Here is a 24,442-nt window from a genome sequence, read left to right on the forward strand (position 1 = left end):
TTGAACAGCGGCTTCGCCGGGCCTTTCGTGCGGTGACACTGTATCCTGCGAGGACACCCGTTCACCGGTCGGCGATCAGGGACCGGCCTCACCACCACGACGAACGGTCCTCGGGATACTCCCGACGCCCCCTCCGGGGGGCGGGCTAGGGGGACCGAGCCCGGCCGGAGTTCCCGCGACCTCACCGAAGCCGTTTCGCCCCTTCGCGCACGGGGATCTCACGGAACCACCGGGACCGCTTCGGGAGGCGGCGTCGAGCACCATCCGCACCGGCCGGCGGGCGTCCCGCGCGGGAACACGCGCGGGTGAATCCAGCGGGGTGCCCGGCCGCGCGGACGGCCGGTCGGCGCCTCCGGCGCCGGGACACCTCGCCCGGGCGGTGATCCGCCCGAAGGACAGCAGGCAGGGGGCCATCTCATGCAGTCACTGGTATCGATGTCGTTCGCGGAGCCCACCGAGATCCGCGAGTTCCCGCACGGCCGACTGGAGCTGTTCGACCTGCACGGCTCCGCCGTCGGCAGGTTCGTGCTCGAACCCGGTTGGCACTGGTCGCGGGACGTCGCACCGCTGGCGGGCACCGAGACCTGCCAGCAGCGCCACGTGGCCTATCTGGTCAGCGGCAATCTGCACGTGTCCATGAACGACGGGGCCTACGGGGTGGTGAAATCCGGTGAGGTGATCCACATCGAACCGGGTCACGACGCCTGGACCGTGGGCGAGGAGACCGTCACCGTGCTGGACTTCGCCGACGTGGCCACCTACGCCGTGGACTCGGCGGCTCTGCGCGCGGCACGCTGACCCCCGGCGACCGACCGCTCGCCGGAGACCGCGCCACTCACCGGAGACCGCGCCGCTCCGGAAGTCCGGGGCGGCGCTGTTCACCGCGCGGTACTCCTCTCGGTGTCCGGCGGAACCGACGGGCCCGCCCTTTCCGCTCAGCTCATCCGGCGTCGCGGGGCTCGAAGTCGAGCGAGGTGTCGTCGTAGACCACCTCGGCCACCGGGACCGTGGAGGACGTATCGACCTCGCCCTCGGAGTGCGCCCCGCAACCGAACTCGACGTGCACGACACGTCCGTCCGCCGGTGAGACCGCATTGGCGCACACGCCGAACGCCGCGCGCATGGACCCGGCCAGTGGCAGGAAGAACCCGCAGCTGCCACACGGCCCGGGGGCGAGCCGAGCGGTCTCGGAGTCGGGACCGAACTCACCGCTCTCCCACCGTTCGGCCGCTTCGAGGCGTCCCTGCCTGCTGAGCACCCGCTCCCGGCCGCCTCCCACCTCGTAGGCGAATTCGGCGACCGGATCGTCGTCCCCCGGCAGCGTGTCCGCCGTGAGCCTGGGATCGTCCTGTCCGCTGGGCAGCAGATCCCCCGCCCCGAGGTCTCCGGGGCGGATCCGTTCGCTCCACGGCACCCACTCCGGAGCCACGAGCGCCTCCGGTCCGGGCAGCAGCACCACCTCGCTGACCGTCACCGGGTCCTCGGGTCCGGAGGTGGCCACGGTGACCGCCCAGCGCCAGCCGACGTACCCCCGATACGTCGTCTCGAAGTAGTGCGTGGCGGCGTGGTCGGACTCGTACTCGACACCGACGTGTTCCCCCACCGCCTCGCCGTCCGCCTCCATCACGAGGACCGGTGATCCGGTGGGATCGGTGCCGGTTACGGCCTCCTCCTCGGCGGCGGCACGCGCGGTGTCCACCGCTTCGGCGAGTTTCGGATCGGGTCGCCGCTCGTCCCCGGCAGCGGTGCTTGGCGCTGACGCCGTCTCGACGTCGCTGATCGGAGCAGGCATAGGCGTCACACTTCCGATTGTGCCGCACGTGTTTTGCGGTGTATCCGGGCGTGCCACGCTTTCCGGGTGCGATTTCGGAACTGGTGGACTCGACTCGGGCATCACCGGCGCCGATCCCCCTCCGGGGCCGGAGTCCGAGACGGAGCGGTCCGAGGGCGGACCGGCGGGTTGTCGCTCGCGTGCCTCGTTCCGCTGGTGGCCCTGACGATCACGGGATGTGGAACGTCGCAGCAGCCAGAACAGCACGGCGAGCAGGGCCGCGATCAGAGCGAACAGGGCTTGTGGCACGGGAGCAGCGTGCCACACCTGCGCGCCGATGTGATCCACGTTCTGCCACATGATCCGTCCTTGTTCACCCAGGGGCTGGAAATCGACGCGGGAACACTCTACGAAAGCACCGGTAAACGCGGTGAATCGGTTCTGCGCGTCATGAGCTTGACAACCGGCGAGGAGTCCGCCCGGATCCGCCTGCCCGACCGCTTCTTCGGGGAGGGAATCACCCTGACGGGCGACCGCATCTGGCAGCTGACCTGGACGTCCGGGACGGCGATACTGCGCGACCGCGCAGGGCTGCGTGAGATCCGCCGCGTCGACTACGAGGGCGAGGGCTGGGGACTGTGCTCCTTCTCCGACGAACTCGTGATGAGCGACGGCTCGGACGAGTTGACCTTCCGGGATCCGGCGTCCTTCGCCGAACGCGGCGGCGTGTCGGTGCGGCTCGACGGTGACCCTGTGACCGATCTCAACGAGCTGGAATGCGCCGGCGACTCGGTGTGGGCCAACGTCTGGCGGACCGACCTGATAGTGCGCATCGACCCGGAGAGCGGGCAGGTGACGGCGGTGGTGGACGCCAGCGGACTGCTCCCCGAGCAGCGGGCCGAGCGGGCGGGGGTGCTCAACGGCATCGCCGCCACGGGAGAGCCTGGCGAGTTCCTGTTGACCGGCAAGAACTGGCCGAGCATGTTCCGGGTCCGCTTCGTACCCGTGCGGTGACCGCTCACCGGGGGAATCCGGGCGTCGGCCCACCCCGGGAGCCGGGACGGTACCTGGCCGTGGGCCTGCCGGAGCGTCGCGCGGCAGCCCGCCGGATGCGAGGGCTCCCGCGCCGGGACCTCCCGGCGCGGGAGCCCTCGCGAGGTCGTAGGGTCAACGGCGTGCGCCGAGGACTGACAGTACTGCTCGTGCTGACCGCGTTGTCGCTGGCGGGCTGCGCCGCGCCGGGGAAACCGAGCGTGACCTTCTACTCACACGGCGAGTCCGCGCGCGTCTCGCCGGTGCAGTACTGCGAGCGGCTCGCCAGGGAGTGCCAGCGCCCTGACCCGGAAGCCGCGGGTGAGCTGCCCATGCCCCCGGGGTATCCGCTGCAGATCTCGGTCTCCGAGGAGATCGCCTCCGCGCCGTGGCAGGTCGTGTTCACCTACCGGGGCGACTCCGGCGAGCGGCTGCGGGGCCGCAGCGGAGTCATGGGCAGCCAGGAGGCGCGACACGCCTACACCCTTCGGCTGCCCGAAGACGGGACGCGGCTGGAACGGGTGGAGGTACAGCGGTACGGCACGGTGAGTGTCAACCAGACCGGGCAGCTGCAGTTCGTCATCGGCGGAACCTGGGTGGTGGGGAACTCACACCAACAGGACCCGCGGACGAGCTGAACACCGCCTCCGGTCGGCCGCCTCACCGCGACCGCCTCCCCGGTGACGAGCCGGTTTCCATCGGCGTCAGGAACCGCCCGGATCGAGTTCGCGGGCCACGGCGCGGACGACCCCGCCGACCCGTTTGGCCACCTTCTTGTCCGGGTAGCGCCCCTTGTTTAGCTCGGGGAGCACGCTGGCTTCGAGCAGCTTGATCATGTCGTCGACCATGCCGTGCAACTCGTCGGCAGGGCGTCGACGGGCTTCCACCACCGAGGGCGGCGGATCCAGCAGCTGCACCCGGAGCGCCTGGGGACCGCGACGCCCCTGGGCCATGTCGAAATCGACCCGTTGCCCCGTTTTCAGCGCCTCGACCCCGGACGGCAGCGCGGAGGCCCGCACGTACACGTCCTCCCCGCCGTCCTGGGTCACGAAGCCGAAGCCCTTGTTCGCGTCGTACCACTTGACCCTGCCGGTCGGCACAGTCCTCACCGTTCCCTGTCAGATACGTGTTCCCGACCGGGCGGTAGCGTGACCGCACGAGCCAGGGAAACGTTGTTGCCTACATTCTGTTGTTGCCAATAAGCGTCGGCGCCGATCGGAAACTGCCCCGGCACGACGAACGCGCCCCGGAGACGCCACCCCTCACGGCCACTGCGAGCCTGTTGCGGCGATTGCGTTCCAGGACGCGTCGACTTCAAGCGTACCTGGCCGTACACGCACAACAACGTCGCAGGCCGCGTTATGCCCGAATAAGGACTCCGCCGTCCCCGGGGCCGACGGACGGACGCACGGAAACCCGTGGGCAGTGCCACCGCGAGACGGCCTAGGCTGGTCGCATGACCGCACGCGGCGTCGCGATACCACTGGCAGTCGGGATGTTCTGCGCCGGACTGGCCGTCATCCTGGTGATCTTCGGCCTCTCGGCGGCCGGCTACCGGGATCTGCCCTGGTGGCTCAACGCGGGCGCGATGCTGTGCCCGCTGGGCCTGGGGATCGCACTGGTTTCGCTGGTGGTGCGGAGCGCCCGGAACACCTTGACTCGGAACTGATCCGTACCGAAAATCTTCGGTGTTGCCCCTGTCACACATCGTGAAGGTGAAGGCCATGAGCGACACCGCTTCGGACCGGGAAACGGTACGGCGCACCGACTTCCACTCGCTGCGGGCGGGTGGCGTCAACTGGGACTCGTTACCGCTGCGGCTGTTCGACAAGGGCAACGCGAGGTTCTGGAACCCGGCGGAGATCGACTTCAGCCGCGACGCCGCCGACTTCCGGGAGCTCACCGAGCAGGAGCGGCACGGGGTCGCCCTGCTGTGCGCCCAGTTCATCGCGGGCGAGGAAGCCGTGACCGAGGACCTGCAACCGTTCATCTCGGCGATGGGCGCCGAAGGGCGGTTCGCCGACGAGATCTACCTGACGCAGTTCGCCTTCGAGGAGAGCAAGCACACGCAGGGCTTCCGGCTCTGGCTGGACGCGGTCGGACTGACCGAGGACCTGCACTCCTACGTGGCCGACAATCCCGGCTACCGCGCGATCTTCTACGAGGCACTGCCGGAGTCGCTGAACACGCTGCACCACGACCCGAGCCCGGCCAACCAGGTGCGCGCCTCGGTCACCTACAACCACGTCGTGGAAGGAACACTGGCGCTGACCGGCTACTACGCGTGGAACAAGATCTGCCGGGAGCGCGACATCCTGCCCGGGATGCGCGAGCTGATCCGCAGGATCGGTGACGACGAGCGGCGCCACATGGCGTGGGGGACGTTCACCTGCCGCAGGCACGTGGCGGCGGACGAGCGCAACTGGCAGCTCGTGCGGGAGCGGATGGACGAACTGCTGCCCCACGCGGTGGAACAGATCCAGTGGCGGCCCGAGTGGGCGGGTGACCGGGAACCGTTCGGCCTCGACCTGGACGAGCTCTCCTCCTACGCTTCGGACAGAGCGGGCAGGAGGCTGGGAGCGATCTCGGCGGCCAAGGGCGCCGACGTGGCGAGCATAGACGTGGACGCGGCGCCGGAACGGCTGGAGGAACAGTTCGGGGCCGAGGACGCGGCGGCGCTGGAACGAGTCGAGGCAGGCGGGGCAAACCTCCACGGCCGTTCTTGCTGACCGGTGATTCGGCCGGGGCATCCCGACGGCGAATGCTGATCATCCTACCGGACGAGCGTTCCGGGACCATGATCGAATCCGGGCATATCGGGGACAGACGGGGCGGGCAGAACACCGCCGGGACGAAGCGGACATCCCGGTGTCCGCTCGCCGCAGCGGCGGTGAGTGACAGAACTCCGTGAGCCGAGACGCGGGCCCGCCTGTTCCGGCGCGGCAGCGCGTGGCCAGCCGATCCGGCATCCCCGCACATCATCGGACCGATTCTCCCGCCATCCACCGACCGGAGGACGGCAAAGTCGCGGCACGCCCCCACTCGCCCCGAAGGAAAGCCCCGACCCATCGGACAAAAGAATCACAAAAGCACCGGCAATCAGCGGAAAACATTCTGGTCATCAGCGCAGAAATCCTGCCAATTACACCGAAAGACCCAGAGAACCAACCCGTTCGCATCACCCCGAAAATCCCACGCGGAAAATTTTCTCGTTACCGAAAAGAAACACGACAAGACTTGCCAAAAATCGACAACGGAAAAACAATGGGAACCTCGGGAACAAAAAGATCACGCCCGATCCGGCATTTCGGGCGTACACCGCACGACGACCGTGGCCGGACAAAACGCCTTAGAAATCAACCCGTTACGGAGCAACGACAAATGCACAGAAACCTTCTGAGGGGATTGGTGGCGGCTCCCGCCCTGGCGCTGGCCCTCCTCGCTGTGCCCGCGGGCGCCGCCGCACAGGACAAAACCGAATCCGTTGCCAAAGTACCGATCGACTGCACCCAGTCCTACAGTGACAAAGACACTTCGGGCTGGGGAAACACTTTCGAAGGCTCGATCAACATTCGAAGCGGGCCGAGCACGTCCTGCACCATCGTCGGCGTAGCCTACCCGGGGCACACCGCCGACTATCACTGCTACAAGTTCGGCGAGAGCGGCTACACCTGGACCTACCTGCGTGACGACGACACGGGGGTGACGGGTTGGGTACGTAACGACCTGCTTTCAGATAGCGGCAGCTACGTAATCTGCTGAAACAGCGCGAGATCACCCGGGGGTCCGGTGAGTGACCACCCGATCCGCCCCCGCATGACAGGTCGCCGGATCGTCCTCGCGTTCCGGCGACCCCTCCGGCGCAAAGATTCACCCGTCTTCCACGGAATCGAGCCGCCCAAGCCGCCACCGAGGAGCGGAACGACCGCAGTCCCATCTCGATCAGAACCTCATGAGAGGAATATTCCCAAGACGGGAACAAACTTTCGAGAAACTCGATCACGCGACCGGAACCCTACGCACGAAAACGCTTCTCTTCTCGACGAATGAATCGATCGTGATGCGCGTGCCCCTCCCCGGAATCCGGTCCCGGTAACCCCCGCAACGACCACCGGGCGGCGAAGTGCTTCCGCTCCCGCCGGACCGTCGGTCTCCCGCGAAACCAGCACGGCACGGGCGAGGCCCTCGACCATCGCGCAGGAACCCGGCACGGTGCGGTTGCCCAGCGCGGGTGCGGTTGCCCGCCGAAGAGCTGGTCGGTGACACCGAGCGGCAGCCTCCGTACCGCTCCGCTGTTTCACCCCATCGGGGAGGTCCGATCTCCATCGGGGGAAACCCGGCGCGAACCGTGGACCACGACCACCTGCCGGGACACGCTAGTGACACCGATCCACCACCACCGGGCGCACCGCCTTCCCGAAGCCGACGCGCACCGAACGAACCGCTCCCAACAACCACCCGGGGAGGAACACAGTGCCGGGCCAGGTACCCGACCGGACGCACTGGAAGATCCAGGGCAACGTCACCCGCGACGCCCAACTCTTCCGCGCCGTTCTCGAAGGCGAGGACCGCGCGGAGTTCGAACGCGAGTTCCGACAAGCACTCACCAGAGTCAGCGAGGACTTCGACACCTCACACATCGACCACGTACTCAACCGCTGGTGGGGGCACGCCGGTATGACGGCGCAGCCGATCACCGACGACGAACGAGACGCCATCGAACGCGCCGACCGGGGTGATCCGTCCAAGTTCTGGACCCTGGACACCGACCAAACGTTCTGGAAGAGGGACGAGAACGGCGACCTCTGGCGCAGCGACGAAAACGGAACATACCGCGAAACGGAATCAGGATTGCGGACGGACGACTGATGTCGAGATACAACGTTCAATGGGCGGATGTTCCGCGCGAGGCCTACAGCAGGCTACCCCCTGAACGAAGGAAGAAAGTCGACCGACTCCACGCGCTGCTGACCAGTGATCCGATCTCGATCGGCGACTACAACCGAAAGACCGACCAGTGGACCACGACCACCGACGACGGCAGGATCATGCTGGTCTACATCGTCCACGAGGGATGGCTGCAGGTGAGGGTACTGCGTCAGTTCGACGTCTAGGCTCCCTCCGTCGGTGAATTCGACGAGCCCTTCCACCGCGAAGGGCTCGGGAGCCGCTCCGCACGCGAGCACCACGCGTTCGCCGGAATCCGGCGGCTCTCAGCCGATCCCGAGCATCTCCTCGGCCCGCTCCCGCATCTCGACCTCGCGCACCTCGCCGGTCACCGTCATCGGGAACTCCTCGCCACAGCGCTCCTCCGGGACGCCGCTCCGCTGTTTCACCCCATCGAGGAGGTCCGATCTCCATCGGGGGAAACCCGGCGTGAACCGTGGACCACGACCACCTGCCGGGACACGCTAGTGACACCGATCCACCACCGCCCACCCGACGTAGCGCTCTCCCGACGACGACACCCACCGGACGGGCGGTTGTCCGAACTCCGGGGAAGGAGGAACAGTGCCGGGCCAGGTACCCGACCGGACGCACTGGAAGATCCAGGGCAACGTCACCCGCGACGCCCAACTCTTCCGCGCCATCCTCGAAGGCGAAGACCGCGCGCAGTTCGAACGCGAGTTCCGACAAGCACTCACCAGAGTCAGCGAGGACTTCGACACCTCACACATCGACCACGTACTCAACCGCTGGTGGGGCTCTGCTGTGGACGCCGCGCAGCCGATCACCGACGACGAACGAGACGCCATCGAACGCGCCGAGCGCGGCGACTTCTCCAGAGTCTGGCAGCACGACACGGACGGTACATCGTGGCGACGAGACGAGAACGGCGTTCTCTGGCGCAGGGACGAGCACGGAGTCCACCGGGAAACCGAGACGGGCCTGCGGGCGGACAACTGATGGCAAGCTACCGAGTCATCTGGTCGGAGGTAGCCGATGACGCCTACAGCAGGCTGTCCGCCTCCAGGAAGAAGAAAGTCGATCAACTCAACGCGACGCTGACGAGCGATCCCAAGTCGATCAGCCGGTACAACCGGAGAACGGACCAGTGGACGACGACCACCGACGGCGGGAGGATACTCATCACGTTCATCCTCAGCGACGCCGTCCTCCAGGTGAACGTGCTGCGAGCACAGGACGTCTGAGCGAGCGGTAGGCGATTCCCGAGGACTGGAAAAGCCCTACTCTCGGGGGATCTTTCAGCACCCGCCCGAACAACTCCCGCCCGCCCTCGCCGAGGTCCGGCTCCGCGCAGGTCTCCCGGGACGAGGACGCCGCCCACGCGTCCCTCGCGTCCGGGCCCGTAGGGGGGGGCGGAACTTCACGTCCGTCCGGTGGCTCTCAGCCGAGCCCGAGCATCTCCCTGGCCCGCTCCCGCATCTCGACCTTGCGTACCTTGCCGGTCACCGTCATCGGGAACTCGTCGACCACCCGCACGTAGCGCGGAATCTTGTAGTGCGCCAGCTCACCGGCGCAGAACTCACGCAACGCCTCGGCGGTGAGCTCCTCGGCGCCCTCCCGCAGCCGTACCCAGGCCATCAGCTCCTCGCCGTAGCGCTCATCCGGAACGCCGATCACCTGCGCGTCCAGGATGTCCGGATGCGTGTGCAGGAACTCCTCCACCTCGCGGGGGTAGATGTTCTCACCACCCCGGATGATCATGTCCTTGATGCGCCCGGTGACGCTGACGTAGCCGTACTCGTCCATCACGGCCAGGTCACCGGTGTGCATCCAGCGGGCGGAGTCGATCACCTCGGCGGTCCGGTCCGGCTCGTTCCAGTAGCCGAGCATCACCGAGTAACCGCGAGTGCACAGCTCCCCCGACTCGCCGCACGGCACGGTCAGGCCGGTCTCCGGATCCACGATCTTGACCTCCAGGTGCGGCCCCACCCTGCCCACGGTGGAGACCCGCCGCTCCAGCGAGTCGTCGGCCCTGGTCTGCACCGAGACCGGCGAGGTCTCGGTCATCCCGTAGCAGATGGCCACCTCGCTCATCCCCATCCGCTCGATGACCTGCTTCATCACCTCCACCGGGCAGGGCGAGCCGGCCATGATGCCGGTACGCAGCGAGGAGAGCTCGTAGTTCGCGAAGTCGGGCAGATCCAGCTCGGCGATGAACATGGTCGGCACGCCGTACAACGAGGTGCAGCTCTCGGCCTGCACCGCCGCGAGCGCGGCCGAGGCGTCGAACCCCTCGGAGGGGATCACCATGGCGGCACCGTGGCTGGTGCAGGCCAGGTTGCCCATGACCATCCCGAAGCAGTGGTAGAAGGGCGGGACGATCGCCACCCGGTCCCGCTCGGTGTAGCCGCACAGCTCACCGACGAAGAAACCGTTGTTGAGGATGTTGTGGTGCGACAGCGTCGCGCCCTTGGGAAAGCCGGTGGTTCCCGAGGTGTACTGGATGTTGATCGGGTCGTCGGCGGAGAGGCCTTCCGCCACGCGACGCAGGCGAGCGGGATCGGCTCGATGCCGCGACAGCTCCGCCCACTCCGGACCGTCGAGGAAGACGACTCGTTCGAGGGAAGCACAGCCGGGGCGGACCCGCTCGACCATGTCCACGTAGTCGGAGGATTTGAACCGCCGCGCGGAGATCAGCATCCGGGTCCCCGACTGGTTGAGCACGTACTCCAGTTCGTGCACCCGGTAGGAGGGGTTGATGTTGACCAGAATCGCCCCGATCCGCGCGGCGGCGTACTGCACCAGGGTCCACTCGGCACGGTTGGGGGCCCAGACTCCGATCCGGTCGCCCTTCTCCAACCCGCTCTCCAGCAGGCCGACGGCGAGCGCGTCCACGTCCGCGACGAACTCGCGGTAGGTCCAGCGGCGCCCGGTGGCGAACTCGACCAGCGCGTCGCGCTCCGGGAACCGCTCGGCCGTGCGCAGCAGGTTGGCACCTATGGTCTCGCCGATGAGGGGAACGTCGGAGGTTCCCGAGGAGTAACTGGGGCGAGCGGTCGGGGAGGCGGGCTCCGCGTGTCGGGTCTGCACCAGGGCTACCTCCGATACTCCGTCCGGGTGGGTCGGAACGCCATGATCGCGCGATGCCACCACGGAGTCGAGAGCTCACGCCGTGAATTCGGAGGAGGTGCGGGGAATTCGGGAGATGCGGGCGAGGAAAACGCCCCTGCCGAACGTTCGACACCCGTTCGACCTCCCGCAGGGGTCGCACGACGGATTCCGGCTCCGCCCAACGGCCCCAGGACCCCAACACGAAAGTCCGCTTCACCGGACACGCCCTCTCGGGCGCACAGCGCCTCGGAACTCCACGACGCTCGGGGCGCTTTGAGCGTACGTGGGTCCTGGCCGAGCGTGGTCGAACTGAACTCTGTCAGTACCCCGAACGCCACATCGCCACCGTTCCCGGAACTTTCTCCGGTTTCTCCTTGTGCAGTCGGTGCTGATTCGGGTGCACTGTAGATAGTTCGGCAGCGAGCCGGACGAGTGGATCACAGTACGGGACAGATGTGTAGGGATATCCGCACCGTGGGGATGTTCTCGGAAATCGTGGGCATCCTCGCGGGAGTGGGGAGCATCCGCGCCGGCCGAGACCTCCGGACAACCGGACTCCGGCGAGCACGGTGATCTGACCGGTCGAGCACACAGATACCCCGAAGAGGCAGCCAGCGAGATGAACACCGCCGATGGTGACGATGCCGGGGGGCTGGGGTAAAGGGACTACCCCAGTCCCCCCGGCATTCTGAGAGTACTCCTCCACATCAGGAAGGCGAACCATGAAGACCGACCCGCCTATCGGAACCTTCGCGGTGGTTCCCATCGGGGTGTTCGTGACCTCCCTGGCACTGGGCACATGGGCCTGGGTGCTGTGGATCATGGGTGTGCTCGCCGTGATTGCCGTAGGAGTCGAAACAGTCCGCATGAAGGTGACCCGATGACCCGCCGCAAGATGGCCCCCTACGTCTCGGAAGACATCATCGAACGCGCCAAGGCCGCGGTGGCCGCCCTCGGCGGCGACGTGGCCCACACCGCCAGCATGTCCGACCTCGTGGAACACGCACTCCGGCGCGAGGTCGAACGCCTGGAACGCAAACACAACGACGGCGAGGAGTTCCCCCGGGTGGCCGGGCAGCTCCGCACCGGCCCCTCCACCGACAAGGGGCGCTGACCCCTCCCCTCCGGAGAAACATCGAGCCCCGGTCACTGGCCGGGGCTCGAACTATTCCCCACGTACGCGGGGCCTACGAGGTCAACGCGGCGGTGGACTACAAGACAGCGGGTCCATCCCCGCGTGCGCGGGGCCAACCCCGGACAGTAACACCCCTGCCACACACGAAAACCCCCGAGCGGAGCCGGGGGTTCGCACTTCCACAATCCCGCAATTGCGTCACCAGTATATCACTGACACCGGTTACGGCACCTCCACCGGATCGCCCGGCTCCCGGTACGGCTGGTCGGCCGGACGCTCGTGGTCGCGGCACACGTGGTGGTTGCCGGACTGCTGCCCAGCATCGGCGTACGAGAGTATGTGCAGCACGAGCACCTTGCGAAACGACAGGTGCCACGGCTGGATACTCCACCGGCCGTGTGACAACGCGGCGGCCAGGTACTGCCACCGATCCGGAATCTCGGCCACCGGCAACGAGAGCGCCCCCTCACCGGGGAACGACGCGAGCGCCTCCTCCAGGTGCCCGCGCCGGTCGTGTGCCTCCTCGGTTTGATCGGCATGGTCGGCGAGCCGCTGATACACCCACCGCAGCACGTCACCGGGCTGCCACGCCACCAGCGACGGAGCGTTGCGCGACTGTTCGGACCACTTGTTCGGGTCGGTCGACCACTCCACGTGCGCGTAACAGTGATGGTGCATCGGAGTTCCCGAGGGAACGTCGAACCAGCTGTCTACCGCCATGCCCGCATCCTCGTACTGGTGCTGGTGCGGCGCCTCGCCGAGCGCGGTGCCACAGTCGTTACCGACCGATCTGATGCCCGTTCCGCCGCTGTTCCTGCGCTGGCACGGCTTCTCCGGCGGCGGGAACAGGCCGTCCTTGTCCTTCTTGCACGCCGTACTTCCCCCATCCTGTCCCTGCCGAGCCTCACCCGCCCGCCGATCAACAAACGATCCACCGGATGAATGAAACGGCTACCAGTGCCGGACGTTGGAGCGCGCTCAGTCCCGCATCCGGTCGCCTTCGTGGGCGGTTTCGTGTTCGGCGGGTAGCACGCACGGGCGACCCTCGGCGTCCACGTGCCGTTCCGGGGCGGTGGTGGAGCATTCGGTGAGCACTGGTTCTCCTCGGTGCTTGGGGCCGCCTGACCGGCGGGGGTGGTTTACTGGTCGGGCGGTGACGGCTCGGCACCGGATACCGGAGGATTCGGTGGTGTCGGGCCGTGGACTACAGGGCGCGGAGCCGGTCCAGCAGGCGGGCGAGGATCGCCGGGTCGCGGGGCCGACCGGGTGGAACTGGCCCGGTGGCGGGTGCGGGGCGAGTGTCTTCGCCTCGGTGGCGACCGTCGCGGCCCCGCCCCAGCTGCGGGGCTGTGTCCGCGAGATCACCGGACAGCGCGGGCACGTGCCCCGGTAGCCGACAGGGACGGAAGCCGTGCCGTCCGAGAGAGGGGCGGGGTCGGCGGGCGCTCACCGCTCGCCCTCCACCACCGCGGGCCGCTCGTCCTGCCCGGTGGGGAGTTCGGCGGGCTCGTCCGTGTGCTCGCGCAGCGCGGCCGAGAGCTCGTCCAGCGCGGCGGCCACGGCGTGCCGATCAGCCTCCGGAAGCTGCTTACCGCCGAGCTTGTGGGCGGCCTCGTCCAACATCCACTGCCCACGGCGCAACAGCGTCGCCAACCGGGTGTGCGGCTGACTCACCGCGAACCACCCCCGGTCGGGAGTTGGCCCAGCAGCCGGGTCAGCGTGTCGCGCAGCCCGCGTGCCTGCTCGGCCGTCCACAGGGTGCGGTTGTAGACGGTGGGCGTGATGATCATCAACCGGTCACGGATCAGCGACAGCTCCAACGTCTCGGTGCCGTCGTGCTCGACCGTGGCACACCGCACCAACACGGGTTCCGTTGATCTCGTGGTCATACCCGGAGCGTGGTGCGTTCGGCCGTGAGTATGAGGTACGTGTTCACGTACCCATCGGAGAGGTACAAACTGTACCCCCGCAGGAAGTTAGACGGTCAGCCCGAGCCGATGTGCCAGCCCCCACGCTTCCGGTTGCACCATGCGCCCGCCCAACGTGACCAGTTCGCCCGCGATGCCGCGTGACAACGGATGGCAGCGCATGGACTCTTCACTGACGTTGGTGGCGCGCTGCAATACGTGCAAGGTCGCTGTGTGCTCCCTGCGCTGATGGTAGGCCCGGGCCGTTTCCAACCACAGCCGTGCGCGCCGATCGACCGAGGGCACTTGGTCCGGATTGATCTGCTCGGCCACATCGATGGCTTGGCCCGATTTACGCAGGTCGACCTGCACCGATACCCCGGTCACGTCTGTATTGGCGCGGCCGAACAGCGTCCACGGGTGCGCGTAGTCGTCCGGAAGTCGGTCGGCCATGTCGCTTGCTTGGTCGAGATGGCGCAGCGCGTCGCCTTCACGGCCGAGCCGGGCCGCGGTAATCGCGGCGTGCAACCGGCATGAGCCCCACAATGCTCGCGTACCGTCGCCGGACGTGTTCAGGTGCGGGGCGAGCAACTCGGCCGCATCGGTGACCAGCCGTAGCGCGTCCTCTTCACGGCCGGTCGAACGCCACACGTTGCCCAGCACCCACGCGGCACCTGCCAACGCTTCGGGATCGTCGGCCTGCTCGGCCGCGGACATGCACCGATCCGCTGCCAGCCACAACAACGCTGAATCAGCCACCCACGCGAGAACCTGTTCGGAGAGCGCATAGGCCGCCGACAGCGCCACGTGTGCCTGCCTGCGCTGGTCACCGTCGAGTACTCGTGTGGCATGACGAGCCTCCCGGAGGATCCGCGGCAACACCGCACCGACCGAGGCTCGCGGAGTTGGGGAGGTGTGCCACAGGTGCCAGGCGTCCGCAGTTCGTTGGTGCAGCATCGCAGAATCCGGCACCCGTTCCGCCGAGACGCTGAGCATGGTCTCTTCGATGGCTTCACGCATCGCGGGCACGACTTCGTGCGTTGCCCGGCCGGTCGCCCCCATCGGTGGTTTGTCACCGGTCAACTCGGCGAGATCCTGCACACCGAGCGCGTCAGCCAGCTGCACGAGTTTTTCCCAGCGTGGCGGGTGTAGCCGCCCCTTTTCGACGGCTTTCAGCCATTCCCCGGAACGCCCGACCAAGCCAGCCAACACCGGGCGCGACTTGCCTTGCCGCTCCCGGAGGATCTGAATCCGTTCCCCGATCGTTTTGTCTGCGAGCTCATCGGCCACACCGACCACCCTCTTCGCGGAAGTAGCCCCCTTCGCGAATCCCCGGCCCGTCGACCGGGGGCAACCCTCCGCGAAGAGGTACGCACCGAGGATAGCGGGAACGCGATCAGGTGACGAGATGTTGGGGCTCCGGCTTCCGCTTCCGTGTCCGCCTACACCAGCCAGGAAACCAACCGCGTCGAGATCGGCCGCGTGGCCGATGGCGCCGCCGTCCGCGACACCAAGGAACGCACGGGCGGGTACTTCAGCACCACCGGCCGGCAGCGGGCCGCGTTCATCGACGCCGTGAAGAACGAGCGGTTCGAGTAAGCCGCCGAAGCAGCCCCCCCCCCCCCCCCGACGCACCGAGGGCGTTTTCGCGCCGCAGGGGCCTGTCCACTGTGGTCGTTGTGTGTGGCGGATGTGGGACAGACTCCGCTGGGATCCATCCCCGCATGCGCGGGGCCTACCGGATCACACCACCGCCTGCACCGGACAGCACGGGTCCATCCCCGCATGCGCGGGGCCTACAAATACGTCAAGCAGATCGGCTGGCTGATGGCAGGTCCATCCCCGCATGCGCGGGGCCTACGGCTAGTCGGAGTAGCGTAAACAACGTTTCACCGGTCCATCCCCGCATGCGCGGGGCCTACTTGTTGACCTGCGATCTTAACAGCGCTTTCCCGCTGTGGGAATCACTTTCGCTCCGGCAGTAGCGCTCCCCGACCGTCCCGTGACGAGTGACCGGCAACTCCGCACCGACCCCTCCCCCCGTCGGCGTCTCCCGGGAAACATCCCGAGCCCTGGTTGACGGCGGGACTCGATCCGTCGGATCGCTTTCCGGGGAACACCTCAGCAGCGGATCACGGTGACCGGTCAGGCCGCCTCCACCGGCTCGACCGCCCGGTTCACAGCGCGAGCGAAGTCGGTCCGCGCCAGATCCACCCGCAACCACCCCCGCGGCGGCAGCGGCGTCATCGACGCTTCCTCGATCGCCCCCATCAGTCCCAGCACCCCGGCGGCGCTGGACGTGTCCACCTGCTCGGCGAGGCCGACCACGTCCCGCCACGGCTGGACCGTCTCCTCGGTGAGCACGATCTCCCGAACGCACGACAGCAGCGCGTGCAGCTCCATCGTCGTGCCCTCCGGAACGTGCTCCCGCTCTTCGAGCAGCCCCTTCGCCTTCACCACGTCTTCCCTGGGGGTCGCCATAGCACTCACACTAGCGGTCTCTCGCTGCCCGCACGGACGGCCTCGCCGCCCCTCGGGACATGCCACCGGGGGCGAGCTCGCCCCCGCTCGCCCCTCGAACCGCACCACTGGCCACACACGGGGCAGTTGGGCCGTTCGTCGCCGCTCGTCCCGCTACCTCCGCCCTGATCCCCTTCCGAGTCCTGATCCCTCTTCCGAGCCCCGCCCACCAGCCGACAGCGGGGAACCACCGGGCGGCTGAGAGCACTCCCGGCGACGAACGTCGTACCGACCCCACCCCGCGATCGCCCTCGTACGTCCCGTTGGGACCACACGGCCGTCCGCTCGCACGGCCCGGCACCGGACTCCGGGAAACCGACGGTGCCGGGCCGCGTACCACGGGGGCACGCGGACCCGCCGGAACGCGGGACACGGGAGTCGAGCGCGGAGCGACCTCGTCACGCGGCTAGCCACTCACCGGCCGGTCCGACGCGGCCGAGGCGCCCGCCCCGAGCACCCGCACCAGTTCCGCCGTGCCTCCCGGAAGGGCCGACAACGTCCTGCCCGCCCCACTAGACTGCCGATCATGCGCGGTTACCTCGTGGACTCCTTCACCGACACCCCGATGAGCGGCAACCCGGCCGGGGTGGTCCTACTCGACGAACCGGCCGATGCGGCCTGGATGCAGGCGGTGGCGGCCGAGTTCAACCAGAGCGAGACCGCCTTCGTGGTCGCCGGGGGCGACGAGAACTCCGCCAAACCGCTGCGCTGGTTCAGCCCCACCACCGAGGTGGACCTGTGCGGGCACGCCACGCTGGCCACCGCACACGTGCTGGCCGGTTCGCAGCGATTCGACACCCGCGGCGGCGAGCTGCGCTGCGAAGTGACCGCCGACGGCACGGTGGAGATGGACTTTCCGCTGCGGCCGAACGAACCCGCCGAGGACGTCTCCGTCACAGCCGCGCTCGGTGACGTCTCCCCGGAGCGGGTGATTGCCGTGGCCCGCAGCGGCACCGATCTGCTCGTTCAGCTCGACGACGCCGGACTGGTGCGCGAGCTGCGGCCCGACCTCTCGGAAGTGCCGCGCATCACCGAACGCGGGATGATCGTCACCGCCGCGAGCGATCGGCCGGACCGGGACTTCGTCAGCAGGTTCTTCGCCCCCGCCGTGGGGGTTCCCGAAGACCCGGTCACCGGTTCGGCGCACTGCTCGCTGGCCCCGTGGTGGGCGGAGCGGCTGGGACGCGCGGAGCTGGTGGGCGAGCAGGTCTCCTCGCGCGGCGGAACGGTACGGGCCCGGCTGCGAGGACAGCGGGTGGGGCTGGGAGGCCGGGCTGTCACGGTGTTGGAAGCGACGCTGACGGCGTGAGAGGCCCTCGGCACCGAAAGCGGGGAAGCACTCGCGGAATTGGGGGACTTCCCCGAACCGGAACGGCCGACGACCTGGCAACGTGGTGTCATGCGACTGCTGCTCAACATCGTCTGGTTGGTGCTCAGCGGCCTCTGGATGGCGATCGGCTACGCCTTCGCCGGGGTGGTGCTGTGCGTGACGATCATCGGGATACCGTTCGGGATCGCCTCGTTCCGAATGGCGAACTTCGCGCTGTGGCCGTTCGGGCGGCGACTGGTCGACGAACGGGGCTCGGGGGCGCTCTCGGCGATCGGCAACGTGCTGTGGATCATCCTGGCCGGTTGGTGGCTGGCACTGGGACACATCACCACGGGAGTGCTGATGTGCCTGACGATCATCGGGATACCGCTGGGAATCGCCAGCTTCAAGCTCGTCCCCGTGTCGCTGGTGCCGCTGGGCAAGCGGATCGTGGACACCGACGACGCCAACGCGCTGGTGCCGCGCCGGTGACCGACAACCCCGACGCCGCTGGGCCCCGGCGTCACGAACCGCCCGGACGGCCGCCGGAAACGGAGAAGCACCGCGGCACCCGACAGGCCGCGGAAGCACCCGAACCCCGGCGGCGGGGACGACGCCGCGACGACCGTTGCCGCTCGCGTGCGCGGGGTTCCACCACGTGCGCTACCGGGAGGAGGCCCGACGCCGCACGAGCCCGACGCGGCGCGGGTCCTCTCCCACGAAGTCCCCTGCCGGAACTCCGCTCCGGTGCTCCGGCCGGGGAGATCGGCCGGAGCACCGGCTCAGTCGAAGGGGTGCTCGACGCGCCCGGCCAGATCCGCCACCGAGTCGATGACCTTGGTGGGGCGGTACGGGAAGCGCTCGGCGGTGTCGCGATCCGAGATCCCGGACAGCACCAGGATCGTCTGCAACCCCGACTCCAACCCGGAGCGGACATCGGTGTCCATCCGGTCGCCGATCATCAGGGTGTTCTCCGAATGGGCCTTGAGCTCCCGCAACGCCGAACGCATCATCAGCGGGTTCGGTTTGCCCACGTAGTAGGGCGCGTGCCCGGTCACCCGCTCGATGAGGGCGGCCACCGCTCCCGTGGCGGGCAGCGTTCCCTCCCGGCTGGGGCCCTTCTCGTCCGGGTTGGTGGCGATGAACCGGGCCCCGCCCTCGACGAGCCGGATGGCCTTGGTGATCGCCTCGAAGCTGTAGGTCCGGGTCTCACCGAGCACCACGTAGTCCGGATCGCGGTCGGTGAGCACGTAGCCGATGTCGTGCAGCGCCGTGGTCAGTCCGGACTCGCCCACCACGTACGCCGAACCACCGGGCCGCTGCTGGTCCAGGAACTGGGCGGTGGCCAGCGCTGAGGTCCAGATCGCCGACTCCGGCACGTCCAGCCCGCTGAGGTGCAGCCGGGCCCGCAGGTCGCGCCTGGTGTAGACGGAATTGTTGGTGAACACCAGGAAGGGCAACCCGTGTTCGTGCAGATCGGCCAGGAAGGCGTCCGCGCCGGGAACCATGTGTTCCTCGTGCACGAGCACGCCGTCCATGTCCATCAAGTAAGTCCAGGGAGATACCTCAGTCACCCCCCGATCATCCATCGGAGACCGGGTGTATGGCCACTTCGGTGGCCTTGACGGCGAAGAAGACCTCGTCACCCACCCGCAGTCCCAGCTCGGCCACGGCGGCGGGGGTGACGTCGGCCGCCAGCGCGGTCTCCGGCTCGCTGGGATCGGTCTCGCCGCGCAGGCGGATCGCGTCGCCACGGGGCTCCATGCCGACCAGCCGTACCGGGATCGCGTTGCGGGGACTGCCCTCCGGCACCTCGCGGTGCACCGCCACGGCGGTCGGCGGGAACACCGCGGCGGCGGGCTCGCCCCGCCCGGCCGGTTCGACGACGCCGCCGTGGACCACCCCACCTCGCGGCGTCTCCACGGAGTCACCGGCGGCGCTGCCGTTGACCAGGTTGAGCCCGGCGATCCGGGCGGTGAAGGCGGTCCTGGGGCGGGCCAGCACCCTGCGGGTCCTGCCCTGCTCGACCACGCCGCCCCGGTCCAGCACCACCACCCGGTCGGCCAGCACCACGGCGTCGAGCACGTCGTGGGTCACCAGCACGCAGGGACTTCGTTGCTCTCCCAGCACCCGGCGCAGCAGTCCACGCATGGCGGGAGCGGTGGCCACGTCCAAGGCGGACAGCGGCTCGTCGAGCAGCAGCAGTTCCGGATCGGCGGCCAGCGCCCGGGCCAGCGCCACCCGTTGTGCCTGCCCGCCGGAGAGCTCGGCGGGTCTGCGGTCGGACAGCTCACCGGTATCGGTGCGCCGCAGCCACTCCAGGGCGGCGCGCCGCGCGGGCCTCCTGCGGACCCCGGCCGTGCGCAGCCCGAAGGCCACGTTGTCCAGCGCCGTGAGGTGGGGGAACAGCACGGCCCGCTGCGCGAGCAGCCCGACACCTCGGCGGTGGGTGGGCACGTCGATCCGACGTTCGGTGTCCAGCCAGGTGCGGCCGTCCAGACTCACCCGGCCGCGCTCCGGGCGCACGGAGCCGGTCAGCGCCGTGAGCAGGGTGGACTTGCCCGCTCCGTTGGGGCCGAGCACGGCAAGCACCTCACCCGGCCGCACCCGACAGGCCATGTCGAGCGTGAAATCGCCGCGCCGCAGCCGCACCTCGGCCGTCAGCCCGGTCGGCCCGTGCCCGGACGCCGGGGCGACGGCCTCCCGCGAGGAGCGGCCGGTCGCGGAGGTCGCGTCGTCGGTGTGCTCAGCCACGTCCCTCCACCGCCTTCGGTCGTGCGACGAGGATGACCAGCAGCGCTATCGCCACCAGCAGCAGCGACATCGCCACCGCCGCGTCCACGTCGGCCTGCGCCTCGGTGTAGATGGCCAGCGGCAGCGTCCTGGTGGTGCCGCGCAGGCTCCCCGCGAAGGTGATGGTGGCGCCGAACTCGCCCAGCGCGCGTGCGAAGGTGAGCACCAGACCGGACCCCAGTGCCGGAAGCAGCATGGGCAGCGTGACGCGTCGGAAGGTCAGCCACGGCCCGGCCCCGAGGGTGGCCGAGACCCGCTCGTACTCGGTTCCCGCCGCGCGCAGCGCCCCCTCCAGGCTCACCACCAGGAACGGCATCGCCACGAAGGTCTGCGCCAGCACCACGGCCGCGGTGGTGTAGGGCAGGCTCAGCCCGAACCAGTCGCGCAGCGGCCCTCCCAGCGGTCCGGTGCGTCCCAGCAGGTAGAGCAGTGCGAGCCCGCCGACCACCGGGGGTAGCACCAGCGGCAGCAGCACGCAGCCGCGCACGAACCGGAGTCCCGGGAATCGGGAGCGCGCCAGCACGACCGCCAACGGTCCACCGAGCAGCAGCGCCAGCAGGGTGGCGGCCAGCGCGGTGCGCACCGACAGCCCCAGCGCGGTCAACGCGGCCGGGCCGGTCAGCAGGGTGGGCAGCCGGGCCGGATCGACGCGGGCGAACAGGCCGAGCACCGGCAGCACGATCAGCGCCAGCGCCAGCAGGGCGGGCAACCGGAGCGGCAGCGGCACTCCGACGGGGCGTTCCCCCTCGCGTGCGCGGCGGGGAACCAGGCGGCCGAGCGGTGGAGCCGAGCCCCTCACGGCGCACCGAAGCCGTACTCGTCGAGGATCTCGCGCCCCCGCTCCCCGCGCACGAACTCGACGAACCGTTCGGCCAGTTCGGGGTGCTCGGAGGCGGCGAGCTCGGCGATCGGGTACTCGTTGGTCACCTCGTCGGCGGCGGGGAAGTCAACCACCTCGACCTCGTCACCGGCGGATTCGGCGTCGGTGACGTAGACCAGTCCGGCGTCGGCCTCGCCCGCGACGACCTTGTGCAGCACGTCCTTGACGTCGTTCTCCTCGCTGACCGGACTCAACTCCACCCCCGAGGCGGACTCGACCCGCTCGGTGGCCGAGCCGCAGGGCACCCGGGGCGCGCAGACCACCACCGAAGTGTCGGGGTCGGCGAGGTCGGCGAACGACTCGACCCCGGCCGGGTTGTCCGGTGGGACCACCACGGTCAGCCGGTTGGTGGCGAAGGGTCGAGGTTGTCCGGCGAGCGCGTCGGCACGTCGGACCTTGGTCATCATCTCCTCATTGGCCGAGGCGAACACGTCGCCGCCGCTGCCCTGCCTGATCTGTTCGGCCAGCAGCGAGGAGCCCTGGAAGTTGAACCGGACGTCGATCCCGGGGTTGTTCCGGGAGAACTCGTCCCCGATCGCACGGAAGGACTCGGTCAGTGAGGCCGCCGCCAGGACCGTCAGGGTCCGTTGCCCGCTCCCTCCCGCGCCGCAACCGGTCACCAGCGACAGCAGGACGGTCAACACCGCCACCGCCCCGCCCCCGCGACGTGCGTGGTTCATCGCCCACCTCCGGGCTTCTCGACCACCACGGCCGTGGACTTGACCACGGCCACAGCCAGCACCCCGGGGCGGAGACCGAGGTCGTTGACCGCTTCGGTGCTCAGCAGCGAGACCACTCGCTGCGAACCGCACTGCAGCTCGACCTGCGACATGACGGTGTCCGAGACGACCTCGGTGACCAGACCGACGAACCGGTTGCGCGCGGAGCGCTCGATCCCGGAGGGGTCGCGGGCGGACCTGGCTCTGGCACGGGCGAACTCGGCCAGCGCTGCTCCCTCCACCACCAGGCGCCCGGAGCCGTCCGACTCGGCCGGTAGTTGGGTCGCGTCGATCCAGCGGCGGACGGTGTCGTCGCTGACGCCGAGCAGCTCCGCCGCTTCCGAAACACGATACTGCGGCACGGGACTCACACTAGGACCGTGAATGCGTCCCGATCCAGGGGTTTCGTTCCGCACACACGGAGCCGATCCGATTTCGTGTTTTTCTCCGAACTCGAGCCGGGGCGGGCATTACCGATTGAGCTCACCGGAACAAAACGCGCTCGAACGATCGAATCAGCCCCGCCTCGGCGGTTACGCTGAACGGTGTGACTTCCGTGGACCTGGGCATCCCGGTCGCCCGCCGGACGATCGACACGTCGGCGCGTCCGGATACGCCGTACCTGGTCGACCGCTTCGGACGGGTCGCGACCGACCTGCGGGTGTCCCTGATAGACAAGTGCAATCTGCGCTGCACCTACTGCATGCCCGCCGAGGGCCTGCCGTGGATGAAGCGGTCCGAGATGCTCGACACCGCGGAGATGATCCGGCTCATCGAACTCGCGGTGCGGGAGCTCGGGGTGACCAACGTCCGCTTCACCGGCGGTGAGCCGCTGTTGCGGCAGGATCTGGTGGACATCATCACCGCGACCAGTTCGCTGCCCGGCTCCCCCAGGACCTCGCTGACCACCAACGGCATCAATCTCGGCAGGTTCGCCGGCCAACTCGCGGCCGCCGGTCTCGACCGAGTGAACATCTCGCTGGACACACTGGACCGGGAGACGTTCCACCGGTTGACGCGCCGGGACAGGTTCGACGACGTGCTCGACGGGTTGCGCGCGGCCAAGGAGGCCGGGCTGGAACCGGTCAAGGTCAACGCCGTACTGCTGCGCGACGTCAACGACCACGAGGCCCGGGACCTGCTGCGATACTGCCTGGAGCGGGACTACCAGTTGCGGTTCATCGAGCAGATGCCGCTGGACCCGCAGCACGGCTGGGACCGGGCGGAGATGATCACCGCGGACGAGATCCTGCGGATGCTGGGCGAGGAGTTCGCCCTCACGCCGTACAGCGCCGAGCGCGGTTCGGCACCGGCGGAACGCTGGCTCGTCGACGGCGGCCCGGCCACGGTGGGTGTGATCGGGTCGGTGACTCGCCCGTTCTGCGCCACGTGCGACCGCACGAGGCTGACCGCCGACGGGCAGCTGCGTTCCTGCCTGTTCTCCCAGACCGAGACCAACCTGCGTGACCCGATGCGGGAAGGCGCCGACGACGAGGAGCTCGCCCGGCTGTGGCGGGAGACCATGTGGGCCAAGGCGGCCGGTCACGGGATGGATGAGGAGGGCTTCGCACAGCCTTCCCGCCCGATGAGCTCGATCGGTGGTTAGAACCTCTCGCGGCTCGGCCCGGTGGTCGGTGGTGGAACCGCACGGGCCGAGCCGACACAGCGCCCGAAAGGACTCCTCGGCCGATGATGGACGAACGGCAGGAAGCACAGCTCGTACCGGAGGAGCGCGCGGAATCGCCGAAGGCGGGTTCGGCGGCGGGGACGGCGATCTCGGTGCGGGTGAGGTACTTCGCGGGAGCTCGTGCCGCTGCCGGGGTCGCCGAGGAGACGCTACGGGTGGCTCCGGCGGTGGCGGACGAGGCCGTCTCGGCGAACGACGTGATCCGAGCCGTACGGGCCTCGCACGACGAATCGTTGGCTCGCGTGGTCGGGGCCTGCGGTTTCCTGCTCGACGGGGTGGCCGTGCGGGACGGGACGGTGGGGGTTCCCGAGGGGGCCGAGTTCGACGTGCTGCCGCCGTTCGCGGGCGGCTGATCGCGGCTCGGTGTGCCGGCGCGGCGAGCCCGGCGTCCCGAACCATACTGCTCCCCCAGCATTGTTGTCCGAGCTGTCTTCTCGGAGTCCCTGGCGGGCCGATCCCCCGGCGGGGGTTCCGGGGGACACTCACGGGCGCGACGCGCGTGTACCGCGAGGAGCAGGGACGGCCTCGCCTCCGAACCGGGAGTCACGCCGAGGCGCCGGACAGCACGCTGCCACCGGGAAACGACACGCCGGGAGTCGCATCTCGGCGTGTTTGGCTAACTCTTCTGCGTGATTCTTGCGGATCACATCGACATTTTTCCGCGACGACG

General features: G+C 68.8%; 32 protein-coding genes. 18 read left to right on the top strand and 14 right to left on the bottom strand.

The features are described from left to right. Positions 1–417 precede the first annotated feature (417 nt). Complete coding sequence (locus BLQ75_RS01755; RefSeq protein WP_092596663.1) at positions 418–798, top strand: cupin domain-containing protein; 381 nt, start codon at positions 418–420, stop codon at positions 796–798. Between the two features lie 142 nt (positions 799–940). On the opposite strand, the gene BLQ75_RS01760 is transcribed toward BLQ75_RS01755, so the two are convergent. Next, positions 941–1,792, bottom strand: a complete 852-nt coding sequence (locus BLQ75_RS01760) for a DUF3027 domain-containing protein (protein ID WP_092596666.1) — start codon at positions 1,790–1,792, stop codon at positions 941–943. 318 nt (positions 1,793–2,110) lie between these two features. On the opposite strand from BLQ75_RS01760, the gene BLQ75_RS01765 reads away from it, so the two are divergent. Further along, positions 2,111–2,785, top strand: coding sequence for a glutaminyl-peptide cyclotransferase (locus tag BLQ75_RS01765; RefSeq protein WP_244515198.1), 675 nt, complete (start codon positions 2,111–2,113; stop codon positions 2,783–2,785). 161 nt (positions 2,786–2,946) lie between these two features. Next, positions 2,947–3,441: a DUF2771 family protein gene (locus BLQ75_RS01770; RefSeq protein WP_092596672.1), complete on the top strand. Its 495-nt coding sequence runs from the start codon at positions 2,947–2,949 to the stop codon at positions 3,439–3,441. Positions 3,442–3,507: 66 nt separating this feature from the next. Here BLQ75_RS01770 and BLQ75_RS24625 read toward each other — a convergent pair whose 3' ends face one another. After that, on the bottom strand, positions 3,508–3,903 hold the full coding sequence (locus BLQ75_RS24625; RefSeq protein WP_043575984.1) for a cold-shock protein: 396 nt from the start codon (positions 3,901–3,903) through the stop codon (positions 3,508–3,510). A gap of 356 nt (positions 3,904–4,259) precedes the next feature. Here BLQ75_RS24625 and BLQ75_RS01780 point away from each other — a divergent pair, with 356 nt between their 5' ends. The 5 genes from BLQ75_RS01780 (at position 4,260) to BLQ75_RS01800 (ending at position 7,917) form a co-directional block, all read left to right on the top strand. Then, on the top strand, positions 4,260–4,472 hold the full coding sequence (locus tag BLQ75_RS01780; RefSeq protein WP_092596675.1) for a hypothetical protein: 213 nt from the start codon (positions 4,260–4,262) through the stop codon (positions 4,470–4,472). 55 nt (positions 4,473–4,527) lie between these two features. After that, positions 4,528–5,532: a R2-like ligand-binding oxidase gene (locus tag BLQ75_RS01785; RefSeq protein ID WP_092597239.1), complete on the top strand. Its 1,005-nt coding sequence runs from the start codon at positions 4,528–4,530 to the stop codon at positions 5,530–5,532. Between the two features lie 220 nt (positions 5,533–5,752). After that, positions 5,753–6,565, top strand: coding sequence for an SH3 domain-containing protein (locus tag BLQ75_RS23720; protein WP_211481105.1), 813 nt, complete (start codon positions 5,753–5,755; stop codon positions 6,563–6,565). Positions 6,566–7,276: 711 nt separating this feature from the next. Then, positions 7,277–7,672 (top strand): DUF6247 family protein, encoded by a 396-nt coding sequence (locus tag BLQ75_RS01795; protein ID WP_092596681.1) that lies wholly within the window; start codon positions 7,277–7,279, stop codon positions 7,670–7,672. Beyond that, positions 7,672–7,917: a hypothetical protein gene (locus BLQ75_RS01800; RefSeq protein ID WP_043579141.1), complete on the top strand. Its 246-nt coding sequence runs from the start codon at positions 7,672–7,674 to the stop codon at positions 7,915–7,917. The genes BLQ75_RS01795 and BLQ75_RS01800 overlap by 1 nt, the downstream gene beginning before the upstream one ends. 99 nt (positions 7,918–8,016) lie before the next feature. Here the strand turns inward: BLQ75_RS01800 and BLQ75_RS24390 are convergent, their stop codons facing one another. Next, complete coding sequence (locus BLQ75_RS24390) at positions 8,017–8,139, bottom strand: hypothetical protein (RefSeq protein WP_280137803.1); 123 nt, start codon at positions 8,137–8,139, stop codon at positions 8,017–8,019. Positions 8,140–8,314: 175 nt separating this feature from the next. Here BLQ75_RS24390 and BLQ75_RS01805 point away from each other — a divergent pair, with 175 nt between their 5' ends. After that, positions 8,315–8,710 (top strand): DUF6247 family protein, encoded by a 396-nt coding sequence (locus tag BLQ75_RS01805; protein ID WP_092596684.1) that lies wholly within the window; start codon positions 8,315–8,317, stop codon positions 8,708–8,710. Next, the gene (locus tag BLQ75_RS01810; RefSeq protein WP_092596687.1) at positions 8,710–8,955 is read left to right on the top strand and encodes a hypothetical protein; all 246 of its coding nucleotides are present in this window, start codon (positions 8,710–8,712) and stop codon (positions 8,953–8,955) included. The genes BLQ75_RS01805 and BLQ75_RS01810 overlap by 1 nt, the downstream gene beginning before the upstream one ends. Positions 8,956–9,151: 196 nt before the next feature. On the opposite strand, the gene BLQ75_RS01815 is transcribed toward BLQ75_RS01810, so the two are convergent. Beyond that, entirely contained in the window at positions 9,152–10,801 is a 1,650-nt protein-coding gene (locus BLQ75_RS01815) for an AMP-binding protein (RefSeq protein WP_092596690.1), read from the bottom strand. Between the two features lie 743 nt (positions 10,802–11,544). Between BLQ75_RS01815 and BLQ75_RS23290 the strand changes: the two genes are divergently transcribed. Both BLQ75_RS23290 and BLQ75_RS01820 read left to right on the top strand, forming a co-directional pair. After that, a complete protein-coding gene (locus BLQ75_RS23290) occupies positions 11,545–11,706 on the top strand; it encodes a hypothetical protein (RefSeq protein ID WP_170837268.1) in 162 nt (53 codons plus the stop codon). Continuing rightward, complete coding sequence (locus BLQ75_RS01820) at positions 11,703–11,936, top strand: ParB family protein (RefSeq protein WP_092596693.1); 234 nt, start codon at positions 11,703–11,705, stop codon at positions 11,934–11,936. Before BLQ75_RS23290 ends, BLQ75_RS01820 begins: the two co-directional genes overlap by 4 nt. A gap of 243 nt (positions 11,937–12,179) precedes the next feature. Here BLQ75_RS01820 and BLQ75_RS01825 read toward each other — a convergent pair whose 3' ends face one another. Then, positions 12,180–12,677, bottom strand: coding sequence for a hypothetical protein (locus BLQ75_RS01825; RefSeq protein WP_092596696.1), 498 nt, complete (start codon positions 12,675–12,677; stop codon positions 12,180–12,182). Positions 12,678–13,146: 469 nt separating this feature from the next. On the opposite strand from BLQ75_RS01825, the gene BLQ75_RS01830 reads away from it, so the two are divergent. Next, entirely contained in the window at positions 13,147–13,350 is a 204-nt protein-coding gene (locus tag BLQ75_RS01830; protein ID WP_139182884.1) for a hypothetical protein, read from the top strand. Between the two features lie 53 nt (positions 13,351–13,403). Here the strand turns inward: BLQ75_RS01830 and BLQ75_RS01835 are convergent, their stop codons facing one another. The 3 genes from BLQ75_RS01835 to BLQ75_RS01845 all read right to left on the bottom strand — a co-directional run bounded on the left by BLQ75_RS01835 (position 13,404) and on the right by BLQ75_RS01845 (position 15,154). Then, a complete protein-coding gene (locus BLQ75_RS01835) occupies positions 13,404–13,631 on the bottom strand; it encodes a hypothetical protein (protein ID WP_092596702.1) in 228 nt (75 codons plus the stop codon). Then, on the bottom strand, positions 13,628–13,846 hold the full coding sequence (locus BLQ75_RS01840) for a hypothetical protein (protein ID WP_244515164.1): 219 nt from the start codon (positions 13,844–13,846) through the stop codon (positions 13,628–13,630). Before BLQ75_RS01840 ends, BLQ75_RS01835 begins: the two co-directional genes overlap by 4 nt. A gap of 87 nt (positions 13,847–13,933) precedes the next feature. Then, positions 13,934–15,154 (bottom strand): helix-turn-helix domain-containing protein, encoded by a 1,221-nt coding sequence (locus tag BLQ75_RS01845; protein ID WP_244515165.1) that lies wholly within the window; start codon positions 15,152–15,154, stop codon positions 13,934–13,936. A gap of 144 nt (positions 15,155–15,298) precedes the next feature. Between BLQ75_RS01845 and BLQ75_RS01850 the strand changes: the two genes are divergently transcribed. Beyond that, positions 15,299–15,463 (top strand): DUF397 domain-containing protein, encoded by a 165-nt coding sequence (locus BLQ75_RS01850; RefSeq protein WP_092596708.1) that lies wholly within the window; start codon positions 15,299–15,301, stop codon positions 15,461–15,463. A 546-nt stretch (positions 15,464–16,009) separates the two neighbouring features. Here BLQ75_RS01850 and BLQ75_RS01855 read toward each other — a convergent pair. Continuing rightward, on the bottom strand, positions 16,010–16,345 hold the full coding sequence (locus tag BLQ75_RS01855; RefSeq protein ID WP_092596711.1) for a hypothetical protein: 336 nt from the start codon (positions 16,343–16,345) through the stop codon (positions 16,010–16,012). Positions 16,346–16,910: 565 nt separating this feature from the next. Here BLQ75_RS01855 and BLQ75_RS01860 point away from each other — a divergent pair. Both BLQ75_RS01860 and BLQ75_RS01865 read left to right on the top strand, forming a co-directional pair. Then, a complete protein-coding gene (locus BLQ75_RS01860; RefSeq protein ID WP_092596714.1) occupies positions 16,911–17,693 on the top strand; it encodes a PhzF family phenazine biosynthesis protein in 783 nt (260 codons plus the stop codon). A gap of 90 nt (positions 17,694–17,783) precedes the next feature. Beyond that, the gene (locus BLQ75_RS01865; protein WP_170837269.1) at positions 17,784–18,185 is read left to right on the top strand and encodes a YccF domain-containing protein; all 402 of its coding nucleotides are present in this window, start codon (positions 17,784–17,786) and stop codon (positions 18,183–18,185) included. A gap of 290 nt (positions 18,186–18,475) precedes the next feature. Here BLQ75_RS01865 and BLQ75_RS01870 read toward each other — a convergent pair whose 3' ends face one another. The 5 genes from BLQ75_RS01870 to BLQ75_RS01890 form a co-directional block, all read right to left on the bottom strand. Then, on the bottom strand, positions 18,476–19,237 hold the full coding sequence (locus BLQ75_RS01870) for an HAD-IIA family hydrolase (RefSeq protein WP_170837286.1): 762 nt from the start codon (positions 19,235–19,237) through the stop codon (positions 18,476–18,478). A 37-nt stretch (positions 19,238–19,274) separates the two neighbouring features. After that, positions 19,275–20,312 carry a sulfate/molybdate ABC transporter ATP-binding protein gene (locus tag BLQ75_RS01875; RefSeq protein ID WP_092597251.1) on the bottom strand — a complete coding sequence of 346 codons (1,038 nt, stop codon included), beginning with the start codon at positions 20,310–20,312 and terminating at the stop codon, positions 19,275–19,277. A 127-nt stretch (positions 20,313–20,439) separates the two neighbouring features. Beyond that, positions 20,440–21,255, bottom strand: a complete 816-nt coding sequence (locus tag BLQ75_RS01880; RefSeq protein ID WP_092597253.1) for an ABC transporter permease — start codon at positions 21,253–21,255, stop codon at positions 20,440–20,442. 26 nt (positions 21,256–21,281) lie between these two features. Further along, positions 21,282–22,046, bottom strand: coding sequence for a molybdate ABC transporter substrate-binding protein (gene modA / locus BLQ75_RS01885; RefSeq protein WP_092596717.1), 765 nt, complete (start codon positions 22,044–22,046; stop codon positions 21,282–21,284). Next, entirely contained in the window at positions 22,043–22,447 is a 405-nt protein-coding gene (locus BLQ75_RS01890; protein ID WP_092597256.1) for a TOBE domain-containing protein, read from the bottom strand. The genes modA and BLQ75_RS01890 overlap by 4 nt, the downstream gene beginning before the upstream one ends. 185 nt (positions 22,448–22,632) lie before the next feature. Here BLQ75_RS01890 and moaA point away from each other — a divergent pair, with 185 nt between their 5' ends. Together moaA and BLQ75_RS01900 are read left to right on the top strand one after the other, a co-directional pair. After that, positions 22,633–23,691, top strand: coding sequence for a GTP 3',8-cyclase MoaA (gene moaA / locus BLQ75_RS01895; RefSeq protein ID WP_170837271.1), 1,059 nt, complete (start codon positions 22,633–22,635; stop codon positions 23,689–23,691). 83 nt (positions 23,692–23,774) lie between these two features. Further along, on the top strand, positions 23,775–24,125 hold the full coding sequence (locus BLQ75_RS01900; RefSeq protein ID WP_211481107.1) for a MoaD/ThiS family protein: 351 nt from the start codon (positions 23,775–23,777) through the stop codon (positions 24,123–24,125). Positions 24,126–24,442 lie beyond the last annotated feature (317 nt).

This window comes from Actinopolyspora xinjiangensis (assembly GCF_900104475.1).
GTDB lineage: Bacteria > Actinomycetota > Actinomycetes > Mycobacteriales > Pseudonocardiaceae > Actinopolyspora > Actinopolyspora xinjiangensis.